Raw genomic sequence first — 19,579 nt, 5'->3', positions numbered from 1 at the left:
CTGTTTTTAGATTTAAAGCAAAACGGGACGGAAGTAACCTCGCTACTCTCCATCCCGTCTCCTGTTATTTTTTCCGCTACTAATCTACGGATATTATTTGATCATATCAAATCCTGTGTAAGGAATCAGCGCTTTCGGAATACGGATACCTTCCGGTGTCTGATTGTTCTCAAGCAATGCAGCCACAATACGCGGCAAAGCCAAAGCACTACCATTCAAGGTGTGACACAGTTGAGTTTTTTTGTTTTCATCACGGTAACGGCATTTCAGACGGTTCGCCTGATAATTGTCGAAATTGGAAACAGAACTAACTTCCAGCCAACGTTTCTGAGCTTCGGAATAGACTTCGAAATCAAAACAAAGAGCCGCAGTAAAACTCATATCGCCACCACACAAACGAAGGATACGATACGGAAGTTCCAGTTTCTGAAGCAAACCTTCCACATGATCCAACATCTCCTGATGAGATTGTTTTGAATGTTCCGGCTTGTCGATACGAACCAGTTCCACTTTAGAAAACTCATGCAGACGGTTCAGCCCACGTACATCCTTACCGTACGAACCTGCTTCACGACGGAAACATTGTGTATAAGCACAGTTCTTGATCGGCAATTGCTTTTCATCGATGATCACATCGCGATAGATATTTGTTACAGGCACTTCTGCCGTCGGTATCAGATAAAGATCATCTACCTCACAATGATACATCTGGCCTTCTTTATCCGGAAGCTGACCTGTACCAAAACCGGAAGCAGCATTTACTACTGTCGGCGGCATGATTTCCATATAACCCGATTTGCGGGCTTCATCCAGGAAGAAATTGATAAGGGCACGCTGCAACTGAGCGCCCTGTCCTTTGTAAACCGGAAAACCGGCACCGGTGATCTTCACTCCCAGATCGAAGTCGATCAGGTCGTATTTCTTAGCTAATTCCCAATGAGGCAGCGCATCTTTCGGCAACTCGGTTTCCATGCCACCCATTTTCTCTACCACATTATCTTCGGCAGCTACACCTTCAGGAACTTCATCATAAGGAACATTCGGAATTGTATAAAGCAGGTTCTGCATCTCTTCCGAAGCCTGATCCATTTCAGCCTGGATACCCTTGCTGATTTCCTTGATCTCGGCAACACGCTTTTTAGCAGCTTCGGCTTCTTCTTTTTTGCCTTCTTTCATCAGGCCACCGATTGCTTTCGACAGCGAATTTACCTCTGCCAGGTTTGTATCTAATTGATTCTGTGTACTACGTCTTTTATCGTTCAGTTCGATCACCTTAGCGATGCTTTCTTGTGCACCCTTAAAGTGTTTCTTCTCCAGGCCACGAATTACGCGGTCTGTTTCTTCCGTAATCATTTTAAGCGTCAACATACTTGCTCTATGTTTATTTATTTTGAAGTGCAAAGATACATAAAAATGCAACTTCTGCTCAGATGTTTACAAAAATATCTTACTTCACCCGACCTCCTGTTATCCAGCTCCGTGTATAATAGGGTTCGCTCAAGTTACTTACTATAACTCCTTTCGAAGTACTGGTATGGATAAATTTACCGTTTTTCAAATAAATACCGACATGGTTAGGTACTTTTTTCTTACCGCTCCCTGTCCTGAAAAACACCAGGTCACCTTCCTGTAATTTACCCCGGCTTACCTTCCGGCAGTTATATTTCAGCATATCCGCCGACGAACGCGACAATTGTTTTCCATAAACCTCCCGAAAGACAATCGCCACAAATCCGGAACAATCGACTCCCCGTTTCGTACTTCCTCCCATCCGGTGAGGCGTACCGAGCCATTTAGCTCCCTCATTATAAAGGAATATATTATCATCGGGAGTAATACGGACTCCATACAAACGCGATAATTCTTTAGGCCCTTTAAAGTCAGCCGGAAGTGCAACACGCTTCTTACTGCCACAGGAGGTCAGTGCCAGAATAAACAAAAGCATCCAGAGATGGGATATGATAAAATTTCTACGAGTCATGACTTATCATACAACTAATTTTAGGGATATAACCACAAATATAGTATATTTCCAATAAGCTTTTAGGGTTGTAGCCCCAAAAAACCTGCAATACTATTCTTTTGTTATGGTTATAACCCTAAACAGAAGTCCTCAAAGACAGGATATGATGAAATTTCTACGAGTCATAATTGTTCTATAAGACCTATATCAGACTCACTCCGTCTTTATCGACTTCACCGGATTGGCAATGGCAGCTTTCAGTGACTGGAAACTAACTGTCAGAAGGGCTATCAGGGTGATCAGCAAAGCAACCCCAACAAAGATATCCCAACTGAGCACAATACGATAAGCATAATCTTTCAGGTAACGAGTACCGGCATATAATGAGACAGGAATACCTATTACAAAAGAAATAAGCAGAAGCACCATATACGCTTTCCCCAACAGGAAAAGTATATCTATTATCTTAGCACCCAAAACCTTACGGATACCGATTTCTTTGGTTCGTTGTTCGGCAGAGAAAGCACTTAACCCCAATAATCCTAAACAGGATATGAAAATAGCCAGCACGGCAAACAAGGCGGACAGTTTTTCTACCAGATGTTCATTCTCGAATAAACGATCGAAATCGTCAGTCATAAAGGTCGGTTCGAATGCGTGATACGGCGTAAAAGAACGTAATACAGTTTGCACCTGCCCTATTGCTTTGTATGTCTCGACATCCGGTTTCAGACGGACAAACAATAGATTCGTTCTTTTCGGATCATAAAAAAACAATGCCGACGCCGGTTCGATTGCATAAAAATCATCGAACACAAAATCTTTCATAATACCTACGATTTCCCATTTACGTTCTGCCGACTGTCCGATCTGTCCTCCTATACGTCCTTCTTTTCCCATTCTTTTTGCCAGAGTTTCATTGATAAGAACTCCAGCCTCCCCTTTATTATTTTTCTTAGCCGGATCAATATCCGTTCCGTCTATAAGTTTTATACCGGCAGCACCGATTAAACCTTCCGATACAAAATTCACAGAGACATAGGCATCATCCTCCGGATCTTTCCCATTCCAGACCCAGGGATTGGTTTTCATACTCGAATTCAGGATCTGATTGGCAGAAAATCCACATTCCTCTACCACACCTGTATTTCTCAATTCGTTCAGCACAGCCGATGACGAATTATATAACTCAGCCGTGACAGAAAAACTCACCAGATTGTCTTTTACTATCCCGATATCACGTTTTTGTATCAGTTGTATCTGAAGATAAATAACAAAAGTGCTGCAAATCAGAATAAATGCCATCGTAAACTGAAATACGACTAACCCCTGACGTATCCATGCCGCACTCCCCCCTTTACTCACTTTCTGCATTTTCAACGTAGCCAACGGATTGTAAGAAGATAAATACAAGGCTGGATAACTGCCTGCCAGAAAAGTACAGAATAACCCGATTACCAACAACCCTATCACAATCGTCGGATTAAGAAGACTGAAAGATAACCGGACACCTATAAATTCATTAAACAAGGGAAGACTCAGCCAGATCAACCCGACCGACAACAAAAGGGCTATCGACGTTATCAGTCCCGACTCCACCAGGAATTGCCTGATCAGGTACTTCCTTTTAGTTCCGAACGTTTTCCGTACCCCGACTTCCAATGCACGCTTCTGAGAACGGGCTGTCGACAAGTTCATAAAATTAATACAAGCAATCAGCAGAATCAATACTCCGATCAGAAAAAAGAGCGAAACAGTCTTTATGTAACCCCCTCCGGTTTCCACCCCATTTTTATACTGCCCGTATAAAAGCATTCTATTCAAAGGATAAAGAAATATATGAAAACTTTTATACGTCGGACCAGCTTTCAGGAAAGACAGTTTGTCCAATTTATCATTCAACAATTTTAAATCGACACCCGGTTCCAGTTCGACATAAGTATGCAACCAGGAAGCCCCCCATTCGCCTATATCGAATACTTTTTTTACTTTCTGCTCCATGATACGAAAAGGAATCAACCATTCAAACTGAAAGGAGGTATTATCCGGCATATCTTCAAACACACCCGTCACTTGATATATAGCCCCTTCATTGACAAGGCCTTTTCCTATCGGGTTTTCGTTCCCATAAATCTTCCGGGCCATCGAACGACTGAGGATGATCGAATATTGGGGTTCAAAGACATAGGATATATCTCCGTATATAAACTCCATTCCGATCATATTAAAGAGAGAAGAATCGGCATATGCACCTTTTTCCTCAAAAGAGTTTGTCGTATTCTCCGGCACAAAAACGAGTGTTTCACTATTGTACCTGGCACAACTTTTCACTTCCGGAAAGTCATCATCCAAAGCTTTTGCTAGTAAATTATTTGATTCAAAAGAAGTGATACACTCACCCGATCCCGGATAATAGTGATAAGCACTGACATATATATTCCGGGAATTAGGGATTGCCTTATTGAAATTCACCTTGCTCTCGACCCAAAGAAAGATCAGTGCTGCCGAAGTGATCCCGATTGCCAGCCCGACGATATTCAATAAACTATATGTTTTACTCCGGAAAATAATCCGAATAGATCTTCTTATATTCATTTGTGTAAGCCTTTAGTTTGTAGTGTAAGCCAATTCTTTCAAGAAATTTTCTGTAACCGGTTTCCCATCCAGCATGTGGACGATCCGATGACTGTAACGGGCATCATGTTCACTGTGCGTCACCATAACGACGGTAGCACCCGCATCGTTGAGAGAAGTCAACAGATCCATAATTTCCAGACCATTCTGGCTATCCAGATTACCGGTAGGCTCATCTGCCAAGATCAGCTTCGGATCATTGACAATGGCCCGGGCAATTGCCACTCTCTGCTGCTGTCCGCCGGAAAGCTGTGACGGGAAATAGTTACGGCGGTGATTTAACAGAACACTTTTTAAAGCCTTTTCCACCTTCATCTTCCGCAGGGAAGCTTTCATTCCACAATTTTCCAGAGGTAATTCGATATTCTCGAATACGGTAAGTTCCTCGATCAAATTGAAGCTCTGGAAGACAAACCCTATATTCTCCCGCCGCAAGTCACATCGTTTATTTTCATTCAGGCCGGTCATTTCGACGCCATTAAGAAGATAAGAACCCGAAGTAGGATCGTCGAGCAATCCCAGAATATTCAGCAAAGTAGACTTACCACATCCTGAAGGCCCCATGATAGCAACAAATTCATGTTCCTTTACATGAAGCGACATATTATCCAGCGCAATCGTCTCAACTTCATCCGTTCGGTATACTTTTCTCAAATCATTTATTCGAATCATAGTTTTATGAATTATTCAGTATATTACATATTATCAGGAACAAGTAGCGTACCAAAGCATTAACGCACTATCTATTAACCCATTAGTCAAATGCGCTAATTTCCAAAGTGTCCATTAACGGACACCTTCTGTATGCCTGTGGACAAAAAACAGAAACGACTTTGGGATTCACCTCATTCTTGATATATTTGCAACCTACTAAAAAAGAGTTGTTATGAACTTACACCAGGCAAATATACTGATTGTTGATGATGATAAAGACGTTCTGACCGCAGTTCGTTTCTTGCTGAAGATGGAAGCAAAAACGGTATTGACCGAAACGAACCCTGAAAACATCCATAAACTGATCATGACAAACGATATCGACATTGTTATGTTGGATATGAATTTCAGAAGCTCCATCAATACCGGCAATGAAGGTTTGTTCTGGTTGAAGGAAATCAAGAAATGGAAACCGGCTCAATCCGTTATCATGATCACGGCCTATGCCGATATAGATCTGGCAATCAAAAGCCTGAAAGAAGGGGCAGCCGACTTTATCGTTAAACCCTGGCATAATGAAAACCTGATAAATCTCCTGACGGAAACATTATATAAACAGACATCTCCTGAGATCAAAGAAAAGATAAATGAAAGGAAAACAGATGTAAAGATTATAGGTGCTTCGGAAAGCATGCAGCTATTGTTCCATAAATTACAAAAGATAGCACCTACCGATGCCAATATATTAATACTGGGAGAGAACGGTACAGGTAAGGATCTGGTAGCCCGTTATATTTATCAGTTATCCCTCCGCCGAAATTACCCGTATATAAAAGTGGATGTAGGTTCCCTGACAGAGACTCTTTTTGAAAGCGAGCTTTTCGGACATAAAAAAGGAGCCTTTACAGATGCACGCGAAGACCGAACCGGATTAATCGAGGCGGCCGACAAAGGCACGCTCTTTCTGGACGAAATAGGTAATATTACTTTGCAACAACAGGCCAAACTGCTGACCGTATTACAAAACCGGGAGGTAACACGCCTGGGAGCCAATGCACCGACACCGGTGGATATTCGTTTATTATCCGCTACCAATCTTCCGCTACGGGAACTGGCTAATGAAACACATTTTCGCAGGGACTTGATCTACCGGATCAATACAGTAGAAATAACAGTGCCTCCTCTCCGTGAACGGGGCGAAGATATCATCCTGCTGGCAGAACACTTCCTGGAGATATATGAGAAAAAGTATTTCAAGCAAAAGTTCCGTTTATCCGACTCAGCCAAAAAGAAACTGATGTTGTATCATTACCCGGGAAATGTACGCGAATTGCAATATACCATAGAAAGAGGTGTTATTATGTCCGACAGCAATGTGCTGAAAGCGGAGGATATCACCTTCTCGCCGATGGAACAACCGGAAGAAAACAACCAACCGATACCGACCCATAATCTGGAAGATCTGGAAAGAACCGCTATCGAACAGGTGATCCAAAAACATAACGGAAACATATCACAGGCTGCTAAAGAGCTGGGACTGACCCGGGGAGCTTTATACCGCCGGTTAGAAAAATACGGACTATGACTATCCTGTTATCCAGTATAATTGCCGTACTCCTTATATATATAATGTACGTACGGAAAAAGACAAACCGGGAGATCGACGAATTTGCCGAGTCTATCCTTTACAAAGATTTCTCAAGAAAATATCCCCGGTTCCAGACCATCACGGATGCTTTCCTGAACCTGGCAAGCGAAAAAGAAGCGCAGCAACATTATCTGAAAGAGATGTTGGAACTGGTCGACACCGGCATCCTCGCCTATGAGATAGAAACACACGAAACATTGTGGATGAACGACTCTTTTACAACCATGCTCAATATTCCCCATATAAAGAATATCAACTGGTTGAAAAAACAAAATGAAGATCTGTTCAATGAATTGCTCGATATTCCGGTAAATGAAAGCACATTGATCACGATCCATGCCCGGAAACAAACCATCAAAACGATGACCAATGCCTCCGTTTTCCAAACAGGAGGAAAAACCTATAAACTGATAGCCTTCCATAATGTCAGCGCTACTATGGAAGAGGTCGAATCGGGAGCCTGGAAAGGGTTGCTTAATGTGATGACTCATGAAATAATGAACTCTATCGTCCCCGTCTCCTCCCTTTCGGATACACTCAGAAGAAAAATACATGTCCTGAAAGAAAGATCATCCCAACTGTCAGAGCCGGATCTGGAAGATATGGAACTGGCATTGGATACAATACATCGCCGCAGTGACGGGTTGCTACGTTTCGCCGAGACGTATCGCAGTTTGAGCCAGAAGATAGTGCCCGATATGAAATCCTATAACCTCTACGACCTGTTGAACTCCATTCATTCCCTGATGAACCCTTCCTTGCAGCAAAAAGGGATTGAATTCACTCTCAAAACGGACGATCCGGACGTAACGGCCTATATAGACAGAGATCTGATCGAACAGGTGATAATCAACTTCGTAACCAATGCCACCTATGCCATTTGCGAAAAAGAGAAGCCGGAAATACATCTCTTCTCCGGCTGCGATGCCGAAGGGCATCCTTATGTCACCGTTGCCGATAACGGATGCGGTATATCCGATGCGGTACGCGACAAAATATTTATCCCCTTCTTCAGTACAAAGAAAAACGGTAACGGCATCGGCCTGAGTATCTCCCGGGAAATCGTCAAGTTACATAACGCAAAGTTGCATGTGCAAAGCCAGGAAAAGGCTGGAAGTGCTTTTACTGTTTTGTTCAATCCCCAAGGCTAACAAATGTTTCATCCTAATGAAACATTTGTTCCTACCTGAAGAAACAACTGTTTCTACTAAGTGAAACAAAATAAAAAAGCGGAACATCCTTTCGGACATTCCGCTTTTCTTATTCTTTTCGAGTAAAGCGAATTATGCTTCTGCTACGATTTCCTGAATAGAAACGAAAGATCTGTTTTCTTTACCTCTACGGAAAGTAACAACACCATCTTTCAAAGCGTACAACGTATGATCTTTACCGATACCAACGTTTTCACCCGGATGATGAACTGTACCTCTCTGGCGAACCAAAATGTTACCAGCTTTAGCTACTTCACCACCAAAAAGCTTAACACCTAATCTCTTACTTTGTGATTCACGGCCGTTCTTAGAACTACCAACACCTTTTTTATGTGCCATTTCTTTTTTTCTCCTTTAAACGTTAAGCAACAATTTCTTTTACACTCACTTCAGTGAACTGCTGACGGTGACCGTTCAGTTTACGATAACCTTTTCTTCTCTTCTTGTGAAAGATCAGCACTTTATCACCTTTTACCAGCGGAGACAGTACTTCACATACTACCTTTGCGCCATCAACTGTAGGAACACCTACTTTTACATCACCATTGTTGTCAACCAACAATACTTTGTCAAACTCAACAACAGCACCGCTTTCTGCGTTCTGAATGTGATGAACGAACAATTTCTTTCCTTCTTCAGCTTTGAACTGCTGTCCGTTAATTTCTACGATTACGTACATCTGTCTTTTTATATTTAAACAGGTTATGTCCCGGGGGTGGATACATATTAGGTATCACTTGTTTACCCTCTGCAGAATTTCAGACCGCAAAATTACTGTTTCCGAATATATTATGCAAGGATTAACTGGATTTTTTTATTCATCCCAGAAGAATTGTTTATCTTTATGACTGAATTTTATCAGTTGAATAAAATATTATTCCGTATGAAATACAAAATAACCACTTTGGTCGAAAACTGTGTCTACGGACGCCAACTGCGTGCAGAACATGGTTTGTCATTATATATCGAAACCCCTGAATATAATATACTTTTCGATACAGGCGCCTCCGACTTGTTCATTCATAACGCCCATATACTGAATATCGATCTGAAAAAGACAGACTACCTGATCCTTTCACACGGACACAGCGACCATACCGGAGGCTTACGGCATTTCATGGCATTGAATGAAACGGCAAAGATTGTCTGTAAACAGGAAATTCTTTGTCCTAAATTCAAAGATGACAGAGAAAACGGGATCAGGGAAGTACCGGTGTCCGAACGTTCCCGCTTCTTATACATTAATAGTATAACAGAACTGGTTTCCGGAGTTTTTATTTTTCCTCAGATAGAAATTTCCGATCCGGAAGATACACACTTCGATCGTTTCTATACCCGGGGCAATACGGGTAAAATCCCTGATAACTTTGAAGACGAACTGGCATTAGCTCTGACAACTAATAATTCTTTTTCAATCATCAGTGCCTGTTCACACCGGGGGATCACTAATATTTACCGGACAGTACGAGATAGATTCCCTGCCTTATCTCCCGATCTGATCCTGGGAGGCTTCCATATCCACAATGCTGCAACTGAGAAATTTGAAGTGATCGCCAATCACTTTAAAACAAATCCGGTCGAACGAATTGGTACTTGTCATTGTACAGGGGTCGATAAATACGCCCTCTTCCATCAACAATTCAACGACCGTGTATTTTACAACTACACAGGAAATGTTATCGAGATAAAATGACTACTTAAAACTTTTTCAGCTCCTGATACAATCGTTGTACCGGCAACCCCATCACATTATAAAATGATCCGTTGATGGCCTCCACACCGATATACCCGATCCATTCCTGTATACCATAACTACCGGCTTTGTCGAACGGACGATATTTATCTACATAATAGATAATATCATCCTCTTCCAGCTTCGCAAAGCTGACGGCCGAAGCTACAGAGAAAGAGATACTCTTCTCTTTGGTCGTCAAGCAAACTCCTGTCACAACCTCATGGACATGATCGGACAAATAGTTTAACATTTCGATCGCCTCTTCACGATTTGCAGGTTTACCCAAAATACGATCGTAAGTAGCCACGATGGTATCAGCCGTAATCAGCAATTCATCATCAGTCATTTTTTCCAGATACGCTTCCGCCTTCCTGCGGGCGATATGCAAAGGAATCTCTTCTGCCGTCAATGTTTCAGGATACGATTCATCGATACCGGGAATCACCTCGACCTCAAACTCGAGATCAAGTCCGGACAATAATTCTTTCCGGCGAGGCGAGTTAGACCCCAGTACAATCCGGTATTTACGTAGGTTAGTCAACATATGTTTCATTGTTATTACCATCCGAAGGCTTCCGCGCTCATCCAATGGCCTTGTGCTTTCATTGTTTGTTCTATCACATCGCGGGCAACACCTTCGCCCCCGTTACGCAAGGAGATATACCTGGCAATCTGTTTGATTTCCGGTGCGGCATCGGCTGGAGCTACAGGCAATCCCACCAGCTTCATCACATCATAATCCGGAATATCGTCGCCGGCATACATAACCTCTTCCGGTTTTAACCCGGTCTTTTGCAGAAAATCATGGAAGTCATGTATCTTTACAGCACTGCGCATATATATATGTTCGATACCCAACCGGGAGAAACGAATTTGTACGGCTTCCGTATAGCCACCGGTAATAATTCCAACCTGATAGCCTTTCTTTACAGCCAACTGCAAGGCGTAACCGTCTTTGATATTGACTGTACGCATCGGATCGCCATCAGGATGAAGCGGGATCACGTCGCACGACAACACACCGTCTACATCGAATACAAATGCTTTTATCTTTGTCAGGTCATAATTGATACTACTCATTTTGGGCCTCCTTATGTATGCTCCGGCTTAGAAGCTGGTAGATCGCTTTCATATCCGGATCGTCCAGCATAGCCAGATGTTTATTGATCACATTTTCATCATACCGGATCGCCGGACCGGTTTGAGCGGCTGACGGCGACATGGAATGTATTTTTGCTGCCGTCTCATCGATAAGCGGCAACAGGACATCCGCCGGGATGGATTCGTTTTCCAGCAATTTATAAGATAATGTATAAATATGATTGGTAAAATTACAGGCAAACACAGCTGCCAGATGCAGACTCCGGCGCTTTTCAGAAGACATGAAACGGACATTTTCAGAAAGAGCGCTGGCTATATTTTTCAGATAATCCGCCTCCTTCTCCGTATTGGCTTCCAGGAAAAAAGGGATTACGTCGAAACTCACATTCCGGCCTTTACTGAAAGTCTGCAAAGGATAAAGAACTCCGAATCTCCGGGTATATCCTTCAAAAACATTCATCGGCATACTTCCAGCCGTATGAACCCACATGCCGCTGTTCGGTTTGACTTTGGTAATCACCTCCTGCAAAACCGTATCCTTTAAAGAAAAGACATACAGGTCCGCATCCTCCTGCAAGGCAGACAGATCGTTGGTCCACGGACATCCCAGCTGCACAGCCAACTGACGGGCACTCTCTTCCGTGTGGCTGTACACCTGCCCTATCTGCATTCCGACCCGTTGCATGGCAAGCGACAAACGTGTTGCCAGATTTCCGGCTCCGACAAAAACTATTTTCATGCTTCCTTATTTTCTTCCGGCATTTTAAATGTGCCCAGGTGAATCTTCTCCCACTGCAAATGAGCTTCATCAAACGGCTTACGCTCCTGGTCCTTATAACCGAAACCGATTATTGAAAGGACTTCCAGCTGATAAGGGATATCGAGCAGATCACGTACATAAGTATTTGCGTCGGTATCGTCTTCCGTCTGACGGTTACGTATCTGGCACCAGCAGCTACCTAGTCCCAGATCTTCCGCCTGAAGTTGCATATAGATAGAGGCAATAGAAGCATCTTCCACCCAGACGTCGCTTTCCATCACATTCGCTATAACCACAACAGCCAGTGCACACCCCTCAAGAAACGAGGAACCTGCCGCTTTACAGCCAGCCAGCTTTTTCAACATTTCCTTATCTTCCACCACTATGAACTGCCAGGGATTCTTACGCTTGGAAGCGGGAGCCATCAAGGCAGCTTTCAAAATCATTTCGACTTGTTCAGGTGAAAGCAACCGGTCAGTAAACTTACGCGTGCTTCTTCTATTCTTGATCAGTGTTGCAAAACTATCCATTTTTATCTTACTTTTGTACTATTAATTAATCATCTTCATCCAATAGGGAAGATATTTCTGAACAGGACAAAGATAAAGATTTTTTACACGCTGAATATACGCTTCCTTCATTTTTCGCGTTAGTAAAGCTATAACATTATTTATTATGAAGATTCGTGCGATAGCTGCACTGCTATTTATATTGGTTTCAATCAGTGCTTTTGGACAAAAGCATGTCAAAATAACGGGATATGTACGGGATGCCGACGGTAGTCCGCTCGAACTGGTACTCGTCCAGATAAAAAATACCCTGAACGGGGCTATGACAAATGAAAAGGGTTACTACTCGATCACAACCTCTCCGGGTGATTCCGTTGCGGTCATATTCTCATGCCTGGGTTACAATAAAGCGGAACGCATCCTGCCCAGCCTGCAACAGGATATGCGCCTGAATGTACAGATGAACTATACCAGTATCGACCTGGGGGAAGTTGTTGCCGTAGGTACCCGTTACCAGACCAGCACCCTTCAAACCATGAATGCAGACCGTGTCAAGCTACTCCCCGACCCTGCCGGAGGTAGTATCGAAAGTCTGGTGGTTACCTTCGCCGGGGTATCGTCCAGTAATGAATTAAGCTCTCAATATTCAGTTCGCGGCGGTAGTTACGATGAAAATATAGTTTATGTAAACGGCCTGGAAGTGTTCCGTCCGTTGCTGATCCGCTCCGGGCAACAAGAAGGTTTGAGTTTTATCAATCCGGACCTGACCGAAGCCGTAAACTTTGCCGCCGGAGGATTCGAGGCACGATACGGCGATAAAATGAGTTCCGTTCTCGACATTACCTATAAAAAGCCCAAGTTGTTCGAGGGCTCGGCATCCGCCAGTTTACTGGGAGCCAATGCTTATGTCGGGAGTGCAGTCGGAAAATTCACACAGATCACCGGTATTCGCTATAAGACCGGACGCTCACTACTGAAAACGATGGATACGGATGCGGAATACCAGCCGGACTTCGTCGACCTGCAATCGTATATGACTTATCAGCTGGCTCCGAAATGGGAAGTGAACTTCCTCGGAAACCTGGCATCCAACACATTCAAATTTACGCCTAATAAGCGGGAGACCAATTTCGGTACGGTGGAAAACGCCCAACGCTTTGAAGTATATTTCCCCAACAGCCGCGAACGGGATAAATTCCAGACTTTATTCGGGGCACTGACCCTGAAACATAACCCGAACGAGAAAACAGAACTGGGTCTCCAGGCTTCCGCTTTTTCCAGCAAAGAGATAGAAACGTATGACATCACCGGCGAATACTGGCTGGGCAATGCAACAACAGAAAACAATAGCGGACAAGAAGCTCTTGAGGTAGCCCGTTATCACGAACATGCCCGCAACCGCCTGAGTTCTACTATTATGAATGTAGGCCATTACGGTAGCAGCAAGATCAGGAACAACACGATCCAATGGGGAGCGACCGTGCAGATGGAAAAAATAAACGACCGTATCAGCGAATGGGAAAAACGTGACTCGGCCGGATATTCGCTGCCTCAAACGGGAGATGGCGTCAATGTGATCTCCAACCTTTATTCGAACAATGATTTATCCAGTACACGTGTATCGGGATACATCCAGGATGTTTTCAAATTCCGTACCAAACAAGGAATGTTTACCCTTATCGGAGGTATCCGCGGAAGTTATTGGAGCTATAATAAAGAATTCATTTTCAGTCCGCGTGTATCCCTGGGATTCATTCCAAATTTCGACCAGAGACTGACATTCCGCGCAGCAACGGGTATCTATTACCAATCGCCGTTCTATAAGGAACTACGAACCACCGTACAGGACGCAGCAGGCAACGATGTCATCGAACTGAACAAAGATATCAAATCGCAACGCTCCATCCATTTCATTCTGGGCGGCGACTATACCTTCAAGGCCGGTGACCGTAACTTCAAGGTCAGCACCGATCTCTATTATAAAAAACTGGATGACCTCATCCCCTATACCGTCGACAACGTAAAGATCCGTTACTACGGTGAAAACTGCGCTAAAGGACATGCAATGGGTATCGATGTCAAATTCTTCGGAGAGTTTGTTCCGGGAACCGATTCATGGATCAGCTTCTCACTGATGAAAGCCGAACAAACGATCCGCGACAAAGTGACCGTTCCGATGCCTAACAGCCAGGGCTATAACGTGTCCTTATTCTTCCAGGATTATTTTCCGGGATACAAACGTGTAAAACTGAATCTGAAGGGCGTTATCTCCGGCGGACTTCCTTTTATTGCACCTCGCACAAAATACGAAGACGTCAAAAGTACATTCCGTACCCCGGCCTACAAACGTGTCGATCTGGGCTTCTCCTATCAGTTGGCCGGAGGCACCGATGCGATCATGGACCGTGGCTTCTTCCGCCACCTGAAAAACATCTGGATCGGGCTTGATGTGTTCAACTTATTTGACATAAAAAATGTTAGTTCCTACTACTGGATCACCAACATCGACAACCAGCAGTACGCAGTACCTAACTACCTGACAGGCCGACAACTCAACGCTCGGCTGATAGTCGATTTTTAGTCTGAAACCAACATTATTCAGGTTCTTTTGAACATATCATTTTCCTGTGGATAATAATTAATGAAATATTTCTTGATTCTTTAAAAAGAATGTACCTTTGCCATCAGAACAAAAAGCATTTATCAATTAATAAATTATTATTGACATGGAAATTACACATATTGAACATCTGGGCATTGCAGTGAAAAGTATCGAAGCTTGTCTGCCGTATTACGAAGAAATTTTAGGCATGAAATGCTATAACATCGAAGAAGTAGCTGACCAGAAAGTGAAAACTGCTTTCTTTAAAGTAGGCCAGACCAAAATTGAATTACTTGAACCGACCAGCGAAGACAGTACTATTGCTAAATTTATCGAAAAGAAAGGCGAAGGTATCCATCACATCGCATTTGCTGTACCTGACGTACAGGCAGCATTGAATGAAGTCGAAGAAAAAGGCGTTAAGCTGATCGACAAAGCTCCCCGTGGTGGTGCAGAAGGCTTGAACATCGCATTCCTTCACCCGAAATCAACTTGCAGCGTATTGACAGAACTTTGCATGCCGGGCAATAAATAATTCAGTTGACAGTTGACAAGTGACAGTTAACAGGTTGAATAACCTGAAAAAACTGTCAACTGTCAACTGTCACTTGTCAACTAAATTAGTTCATTTCTAACAACAAATCAGAAATACAATGAGTAACCAACTTGAAAAAGTAAAAGAGCTTATCGCTCTTCGCGAACAAGCCCGTTTAGGTGGTGGAGAAAAAAGAATCGAATCTCAGCACAAGAAAGGCAAGTACACAGCACGCGAACGTATCGCCATGTTGCTTGATGAAGGTAGTTTCGAAGAGTTTGATATGTTCGTTCAGCACCGTTGTACTAACTTCGGTATTGAAAAAACAAAATTCCTGGGTGATGGTATCGTAACCGGATATGGTACGATCGACGGACGTCTGGTCTACATCTTCGCACAGGACTTCACCGTATTCGGCGGAGCTTTGTCAGAATCACTGGCCATGAAGATTTGTAAAGTTATGGATCAGGCCATGAAGATGGGTGCCCCTGTCATCGGCTTGAACGACTCAGGTGGAGCACGTATCCAGGAAGGTGTTAATGCCCTGGCAGGATATGCAGAAATCTTCCAGCGTAATATCCTCGCATCCGGTGTTGTTCCCCAGATCTCAGGTATCTTCGGCCCGTGTGCAGGTGGTGCTGTTTATTCTCCGGCACTGACCGACTTTAACATCATGACACGCGGTACCAGCTACATGTTCCTGACTGGTCCGAAAGTAGTAAAAACCGTTACCGGTGAAGACGTAACCCAGGAAGAACTGGGTGGCGCAAGCGTTCACACAACAAAATCAGGTGTTGCCCACTTTGCAGTCGACACTGAAGAAGACGGTCTGCAACTGATCCGCAAATTGCTCAGTTTCCTTCCGCAGAACAACCTGGAAGAAACTCCGCTGATCGAATGTACAGACCCGATCGACCGTTTGGATGACGTATTGAACGACATCATTCCTGACAATGCAAACCAGTCATACGACATGTACGAAGTGATCGGAACAATCGTCGACAATAGCGAGTTCCTGGAAGTACATGCCGATTATGCTAAAAATATCATCGTTGGTTTCGCCCGTTTCAACGGCCAGTCTGTTGGTATCGTAGCTAACCAGCCGAAAGTAATGGCAGGCTGCCTCGACAGCAACGCTTCACGTAAAGCAGGCCGTTTCGTTCGTTTCTGCGACGCATTCAACATTCCTCTGGTAACATTGGTAGACGTTCCAGGATTCCTTCCGGGAACAGGCCAGGAATACAATGGTGTAATCCTTCACGGTGCCAAATTGCTTTACGCTTACGGCGAAGCCACTGTGCCTAAAATCACAGTCACCCTGCGTAAATCTTACGGTGGAGCTTACTGTGTGATGAGTTCTAAACACCTTCGTGGCGATATGAACTACGCATGGCCTACTGCTGAAATCGCTGTTATGGGACCGAGCGGAGCTGTAGAAGTAATCTTCGCTAAAGAAGTAGCTGCATCGGAAGATCCTGCAAAAGCAACCGCAGAAAAAGAAGCAGAATACAAGAAAGCATTTGCAAATCCATACAATGCCGCTCAGTACGGTTATATCGACGATGTGATCGAACCGCGTAACACTCGTTTCCGTATTATTCGTGCATTACAACAATTGCAGACTAAGAAGTTAAGCAATCCTGCTAAGAAACATGACAATCTGCCTCTATAATTCTTAAAACAGGAAATGAATATGATTAACAAAAAAATTGGAGTATTGCTGCTGTTCGTTCTGCTCGTTTCATTCGGAGCAAAAGCGCAGCGTGCAACCTCCATGCGAATAAATGAAGTGCTGGTCATCAACGACGACAACTTCGTTGACGACTATGGCAAACGCCACCCCTGGCTGGAGTTATTCAATACCTCTGCCGGTTCGGTAAACATAGCCGGTTGCTTCCTGACTGATGACAAGAACAACCCTAAAAAATATCCAATCCCCAAAGGGGATGTAAAAACGCTCATACAACCCCATCAGCATACATTGTTCTGGGTAGATGGAGAACCTGATCGTGGTACTTTCCATGTGAATTTCACTTTCGATCCGACAAAAGAAAACTACATTGCACTTTATGATGCCGATGGTAAAACTCTGATTGATGAAGTAACGATTCCTGCTTCACAAAAGCCGGATATCAGCTACGGTAGAATAATTGATGGTCAGGACAAATGGGCACAGTTAACAAAAGTGACTCCCGACACAAACAACCTGACGTTAGATTCTAACGAAAAGATTGAAAACTTCAAACGAAATGACTCGCTCGGTATCGGTATGACTATCACCGCAATGGTGGTTGTATTCCTGGGGTTGCTTCTTCTTTATCTCATCTTCAAACAGGTAGGTAAAGCAGCTATCGCTGCCAGCAAACGTAATGCACAGAAAGCCGGAGTACCAGCCAGTGCCAGTGCACCTGACGAGGTATCAGGAGAAGTCTTTGCAGCTATCGCTACGGCTCTGTATGAAATGAGCGATGACAACCATGACATCGAACATACAGTACTTACGATCCGCAAGGTTCGCCGTGCATATTCTCCATGGAGTTCAAAGATCTATAGCTTACGTGAAACTCCCAGAAAGTGATTATCTCTAAAAACAAACAAGAATGAAAAGTTTTAAATATACCATCAACGGTAACGTATATAAAGTACATATCAATTCAGTGGTTGACGACATCGCTGAAGTAGAAGTAAACGGTACTCCCTATAATGTAAAGATGGAGAAACCAGCAAAGAAACAAATGGTTACTCTGAAACGTCCGGCACAGGCTCCGACAACTCCTTCAGGCGAATCGGTTATTACACGTCCGGCCGCATCTACCACACAGGGAGCTGTTAAAACTCCGCTGCCCGGTGTTATCTTACAGATCAAATGCAATGTAGGCGACACAGTAAAAAGAGGACAAACACTTCTTATCCTTGAGGCCATGAAGATGGAAAATAACATCAACGCAGACCGCGACGGTAAAGTTATTGAAATTAAAGTAAATAAAGGAGATTCTGTACTGGAAGGTGCCGATCTCGTCGTAATCGGATAAGAGTATGCAAGAGAGTTTTATGTCATTCCTGGGTGAGAACCTACAGCTGTTCCTCACCTACACAGGGGTATATAATGCAACTCCCGGTCATATCGTCATGATATTGGTAGGTTTGCTCTTTATATTCCTTGCGATTAAATATGAATTTGAACCCATGCTGCTGATCCCTATCGGATTCGGTATTCTGATCGGTAATATTCCTTTTAAAGATGCAGGATTACAGGTAGGTATCTACGAACAAGGGTCTGTGCTCAACATCCTCTATCAGGGGGTGACCTCCGGATGGTATCCGCCATTGATCTTCCTCGGTATCGGGGCCATGACCGACTTCTCTGCTTTGATATCCAATCCTAAGTTGATGTTGATCGGTGCTGCTGCCCAGTTCGGTATCTTTGGTGCTTACATCATCGCTCTTCAGATGGGATTCGAACCGAACCAGGCTGGTGCTATCGGTATTATCGGTGGTGCCGACGGCCCTACGGCTATCTTCCTGTCTTCTAAACTAGCTCCGAACCTGATGGGTGCCATTGCGGTGTCGGCCTACTCCTATATGGCGTTGGTGCCTATTATCCAGCCGCCGTTCATGAGACTGCTCACGACAAAGAAAGAACGTCTGATCCGTATGAAACCGCCGAGAGCCGTTTCTTCCACAGAAAAGATCATCTTCCCGATCGTTGGTCTGTTACTGACTTGCTTCCTGGTTCCTTCCGGTCTGCCTTTGCTGGGTATGTTGTTCTTCGGAAACCTGTTGAAAGAAAGTGGCGTGACACGTCGTCTGGCAGAGACTGCCCGCGGTCCGCTGATCGATACAATCACGATCCTGTTAGGTATTACGGTAGGTGCTTCTACACAGGCAACTCAGTTCCTGACTCTGAACTCTGTTAAGATTTTCGGTCTGGGTGCTTTGTCATTCGTAATCGCGACCTGTGCCGGTGTATTGTTCGTGAAGTTCTTCAACCTGTTCCTGAAACAAGGTAACAAGATCAATCCGCTTATCGGTAACGCCGGTGTATCCGCCGTTCCTGACTCTGCACGTATCTCTCAGATCGTAGGTTTGGAATACGACCCGACCAACTATCTGTTGATGCACGCTATGGGTCCGAACGTAGCAGGTGTAATCGGTTCTGCTGTAGCAGCCGGTATCCTGTTAGGATTCTTGGGATAAGATTTAATCCGGGTATTCAATAAATACCTA

Annotated in this window: 19 protein-coding genes; 9 read left to right on the top strand and 10 right to left on the bottom strand. The window is 43.9% G+C overall.

Annotation, left to right across the window (positions count from 1 at the left end; genetic code table 11):
- Nucleotides 1–93: 93 nt before the first annotated feature.
- The 4 genes from serS to DWX23_RS16680 all read right to left on the bottom strand — a co-directional run bounded on the left by serS (nucleotide 94) and on the right by DWX23_RS16680 (nucleotide 5,269).
- Nucleotides 94–1,368, bottom strand: a complete 1,275-nt coding sequence (gene serS / locus DWX23_RS16695; RefSeq protein ID WP_122352119.1) for a serine--tRNA ligase — start codon at nucleotides 1,366–1,368, stop codon at nucleotides 94–96.
- A 79-nt stretch (nucleotides 1,369–1,447) separates the two neighbouring features.
- A complete protein-coding gene (locus DWX23_RS16690) occupies nucleotides 1,448–1,981 on the bottom strand; it encodes a C40 family peptidase (RefSeq protein ID WP_122352118.1) in 534 nt (177 codons plus the stop codon).
- A 195-nt stretch (nucleotides 1,982–2,176) separates the two neighbouring features.
- Entirely contained in the window at nucleotides 2,177–4,558 is a 2,382-nt protein-coding gene (locus DWX23_RS16685; RefSeq protein WP_122375316.1) for an ABC transporter permease, read from the bottom strand.
- Between the two features lie 12 nt (nucleotides 4,559–4,570).
- The gene (locus DWX23_RS16680; protein ID WP_122375315.1) at nucleotides 4,571–5,269 is read right to left on the bottom strand and encodes an ABC transporter ATP-binding protein; all 699 of its coding nucleotides are present in this window, start codon (nucleotides 5,267–5,269) and stop codon (nucleotides 4,571–4,573) included.
- Between the two features lie 214 nt (nucleotides 5,270–5,483).
- Here DWX23_RS16680 and DWX23_RS16675 point away from each other — a divergent pair, with 214 nt between their 5' ends.
- Nucleotides 5,484–6,836 carry a sigma-54 dependent transcriptional regulator gene (locus DWX23_RS16675; protein WP_122375314.1) on the top strand — a complete coding sequence of 451 codons (1,353 nt, stop codon included), beginning with the start codon at nucleotides 5,484–5,486 and terminating at the stop codon, nucleotides 6,834–6,836.
- Entirely contained in the window at nucleotides 6,833–8,050 is a 1,218-nt protein-coding gene (locus tag DWX23_RS16670) for a PAS domain-containing sensor histidine kinase (protein WP_122375313.1), read from the top strand. The genes DWX23_RS16675 and DWX23_RS16670 overlap by 4 nt, the downstream gene beginning before the upstream one ends.
- 132 nt (nucleotides 8,051–8,182) lie before the next feature.
- Here DWX23_RS16670 and rpmA read toward each other — a convergent pair whose 3' ends face one another.
- Both rpmA and rplU read right to left on the bottom strand, forming a co-directional pair.
- Nucleotides 8,183–8,449 carry a 50S ribosomal protein L27 gene (gene rpmA, locus DWX23_RS16665; protein ID WP_122352113.1) on the bottom strand — a complete coding sequence of 89 codons (267 nt, stop codon included), beginning with the start codon at nucleotides 8,447–8,449 and terminating at the stop codon, nucleotides 8,183–8,185.
- A gap of 22 nt (nucleotides 8,450–8,471) precedes the next feature.
- A complete protein-coding gene (rplU, locus tag DWX23_RS16660; protein WP_122352112.1) occupies nucleotides 8,472–8,789 on the bottom strand; it encodes a 50S ribosomal protein L21 in 318 nt (105 codons plus the stop codon).
- A 204-nt stretch (nucleotides 8,790–8,993) separates the two neighbouring features.
- On the opposite strand from rplU, the gene DWX23_RS16655 reads away from it, so the two are divergent.
- Nucleotides 8,994–9,803 (top strand): MBL fold metallo-hydrolase, encoded by an 810-nt coding sequence (locus tag DWX23_RS16655; protein WP_122375365.1) that lies wholly within the window; start codon nucleotides 8,994–8,996, stop codon nucleotides 9,801–9,803.
- Between the two features lie 4 nt (nucleotides 9,804–9,807).
- Here the strand turns inward: DWX23_RS16655 and DWX23_RS16650 are convergent, their stop codons facing one another.
- The 4 genes from DWX23_RS16650 to DWX23_RS16635 are packed head-to-tail and all read right to left on the bottom strand — an operon-like array spanning nucleotide 9,808 to nucleotide 12,236.
- Nucleotides 9,808–10,389: a Maf-like protein gene (locus tag DWX23_RS16650; protein WP_122375312.1), complete on the bottom strand. Its 582-nt coding sequence runs from the start codon at nucleotides 10,387–10,389 to the stop codon at nucleotides 9,808–9,810.
- Nucleotides 10,390–10,403: 14 nt separating this feature from the next.
- Nucleotides 10,404–10,925 carry an HAD family hydrolase gene (locus DWX23_RS16645; protein WP_122352110.1) on the bottom strand — a complete coding sequence of 174 codons (522 nt, stop codon included), beginning with the start codon at nucleotides 10,923–10,925 and terminating at the stop codon, nucleotides 10,404–10,406.
- Nucleotides 10,918–11,685: a Rossmann-like and DUF2520 domain-containing protein gene (locus tag DWX23_RS16640; protein ID WP_122375311.1), complete on the bottom strand. Its 768-nt coding sequence runs from the start codon at nucleotides 11,683–11,685 to the stop codon at nucleotides 10,918–10,920. The genes DWX23_RS16645 and DWX23_RS16640 overlap by 8 nt, the downstream gene beginning before the upstream one ends.
- Nucleotides 11,682–12,236: a nitroreductase family protein gene (locus tag DWX23_RS16635; protein ID WP_122375310.1), complete on the bottom strand. Its 555-nt coding sequence runs from the start codon at nucleotides 12,234–12,236 to the stop codon at nucleotides 11,682–11,684. Before DWX23_RS16635 ends, DWX23_RS16640 begins: the two co-directional genes overlap by 4 nt.
- 145 nt (nucleotides 12,237–12,381) lie before the next feature.
- On the opposite strand from DWX23_RS16635, the gene DWX23_RS16630 reads away from it, so the two are divergent.
- The 6 genes from DWX23_RS16630 to DWX23_RS16605 all read left to right on the top strand — a co-directional run bounded on the left by DWX23_RS16630 (nucleotide 12,382) and on the right by DWX23_RS16605 (nucleotide 19,549).
- Nucleotides 12,382–14,796: a TonB-dependent receptor gene (locus tag DWX23_RS16630; RefSeq protein WP_122375309.1), complete on the top strand. Its 2,415-nt coding sequence runs from the start codon at nucleotides 12,382–12,384 to the stop codon at nucleotides 14,794–14,796.
- Nucleotides 14,797–14,941: 145 nt separating this feature from the next.
- Nucleotides 14,942–15,352, top strand: coding sequence for a methylmalonyl-CoA epimerase (mce, locus tag DWX23_RS16625; protein ID WP_122352106.1), 411 nt, complete (start codon nucleotides 14,942–14,944; stop codon nucleotides 15,350–15,352).
- Nucleotides 15,353–15,470: 118 nt separating this feature from the next.
- On the top strand, nucleotides 15,471–17,024 hold the full coding sequence (locus DWX23_RS16620; RefSeq protein WP_122375308.1) for an acyl-CoA carboxylase subunit beta: 1,554 nt from the start codon (nucleotides 15,471–15,473) through the stop codon (nucleotides 17,022–17,024).
- Nucleotides 17,025–17,045: 21 nt separating this feature from the next.
- Nucleotides 17,046–17,930 carry an OadG family transporter subunit gene (locus DWX23_RS16615; RefSeq protein WP_122375364.1) on the top strand — a complete coding sequence of 295 codons (885 nt, stop codon included), beginning with the start codon at nucleotides 17,046–17,048 and terminating at the stop codon, nucleotides 17,928–17,930.
- A gap of 22 nt (nucleotides 17,931–17,952) precedes the next feature.
- Nucleotides 17,953–18,384 carry a biotin/lipoyl-containing protein gene (locus tag DWX23_RS16610; protein ID WP_122375307.1) on the top strand — a complete coding sequence of 144 codons (432 nt, stop codon included), beginning with the start codon at nucleotides 17,953–17,955 and terminating at the stop codon, nucleotides 18,382–18,384.
- Between the two features lie 4 nt (nucleotides 18,385–18,388).
- Nucleotides 18,389–19,549, top strand: coding sequence for a sodium ion-translocating decarboxylase subunit beta (locus DWX23_RS16605; RefSeq protein WP_122375306.1), 1,161 nt, complete (start codon nucleotides 18,389–18,391; stop codon nucleotides 19,547–19,549).
- The last annotated feature ends 30 nt before the right edge of the window (nucleotides 19,550–19,579 follow it).

Origin of the sequence: Parabacteroides sp. AF18-52 (genome assembly GCF_003479145.1) — a bacterium.
Classification (GTDB): Bacteria; Bacteroidota; Bacteroidia; order Bacteroidales; family Tannerellaceae; genus Parabacteroides; species Parabacteroides faecis.
Note: the sequence above shows the minus strand (reverse complement) of the source record. Positions and strands in the feature narration are given on the sequence as shown.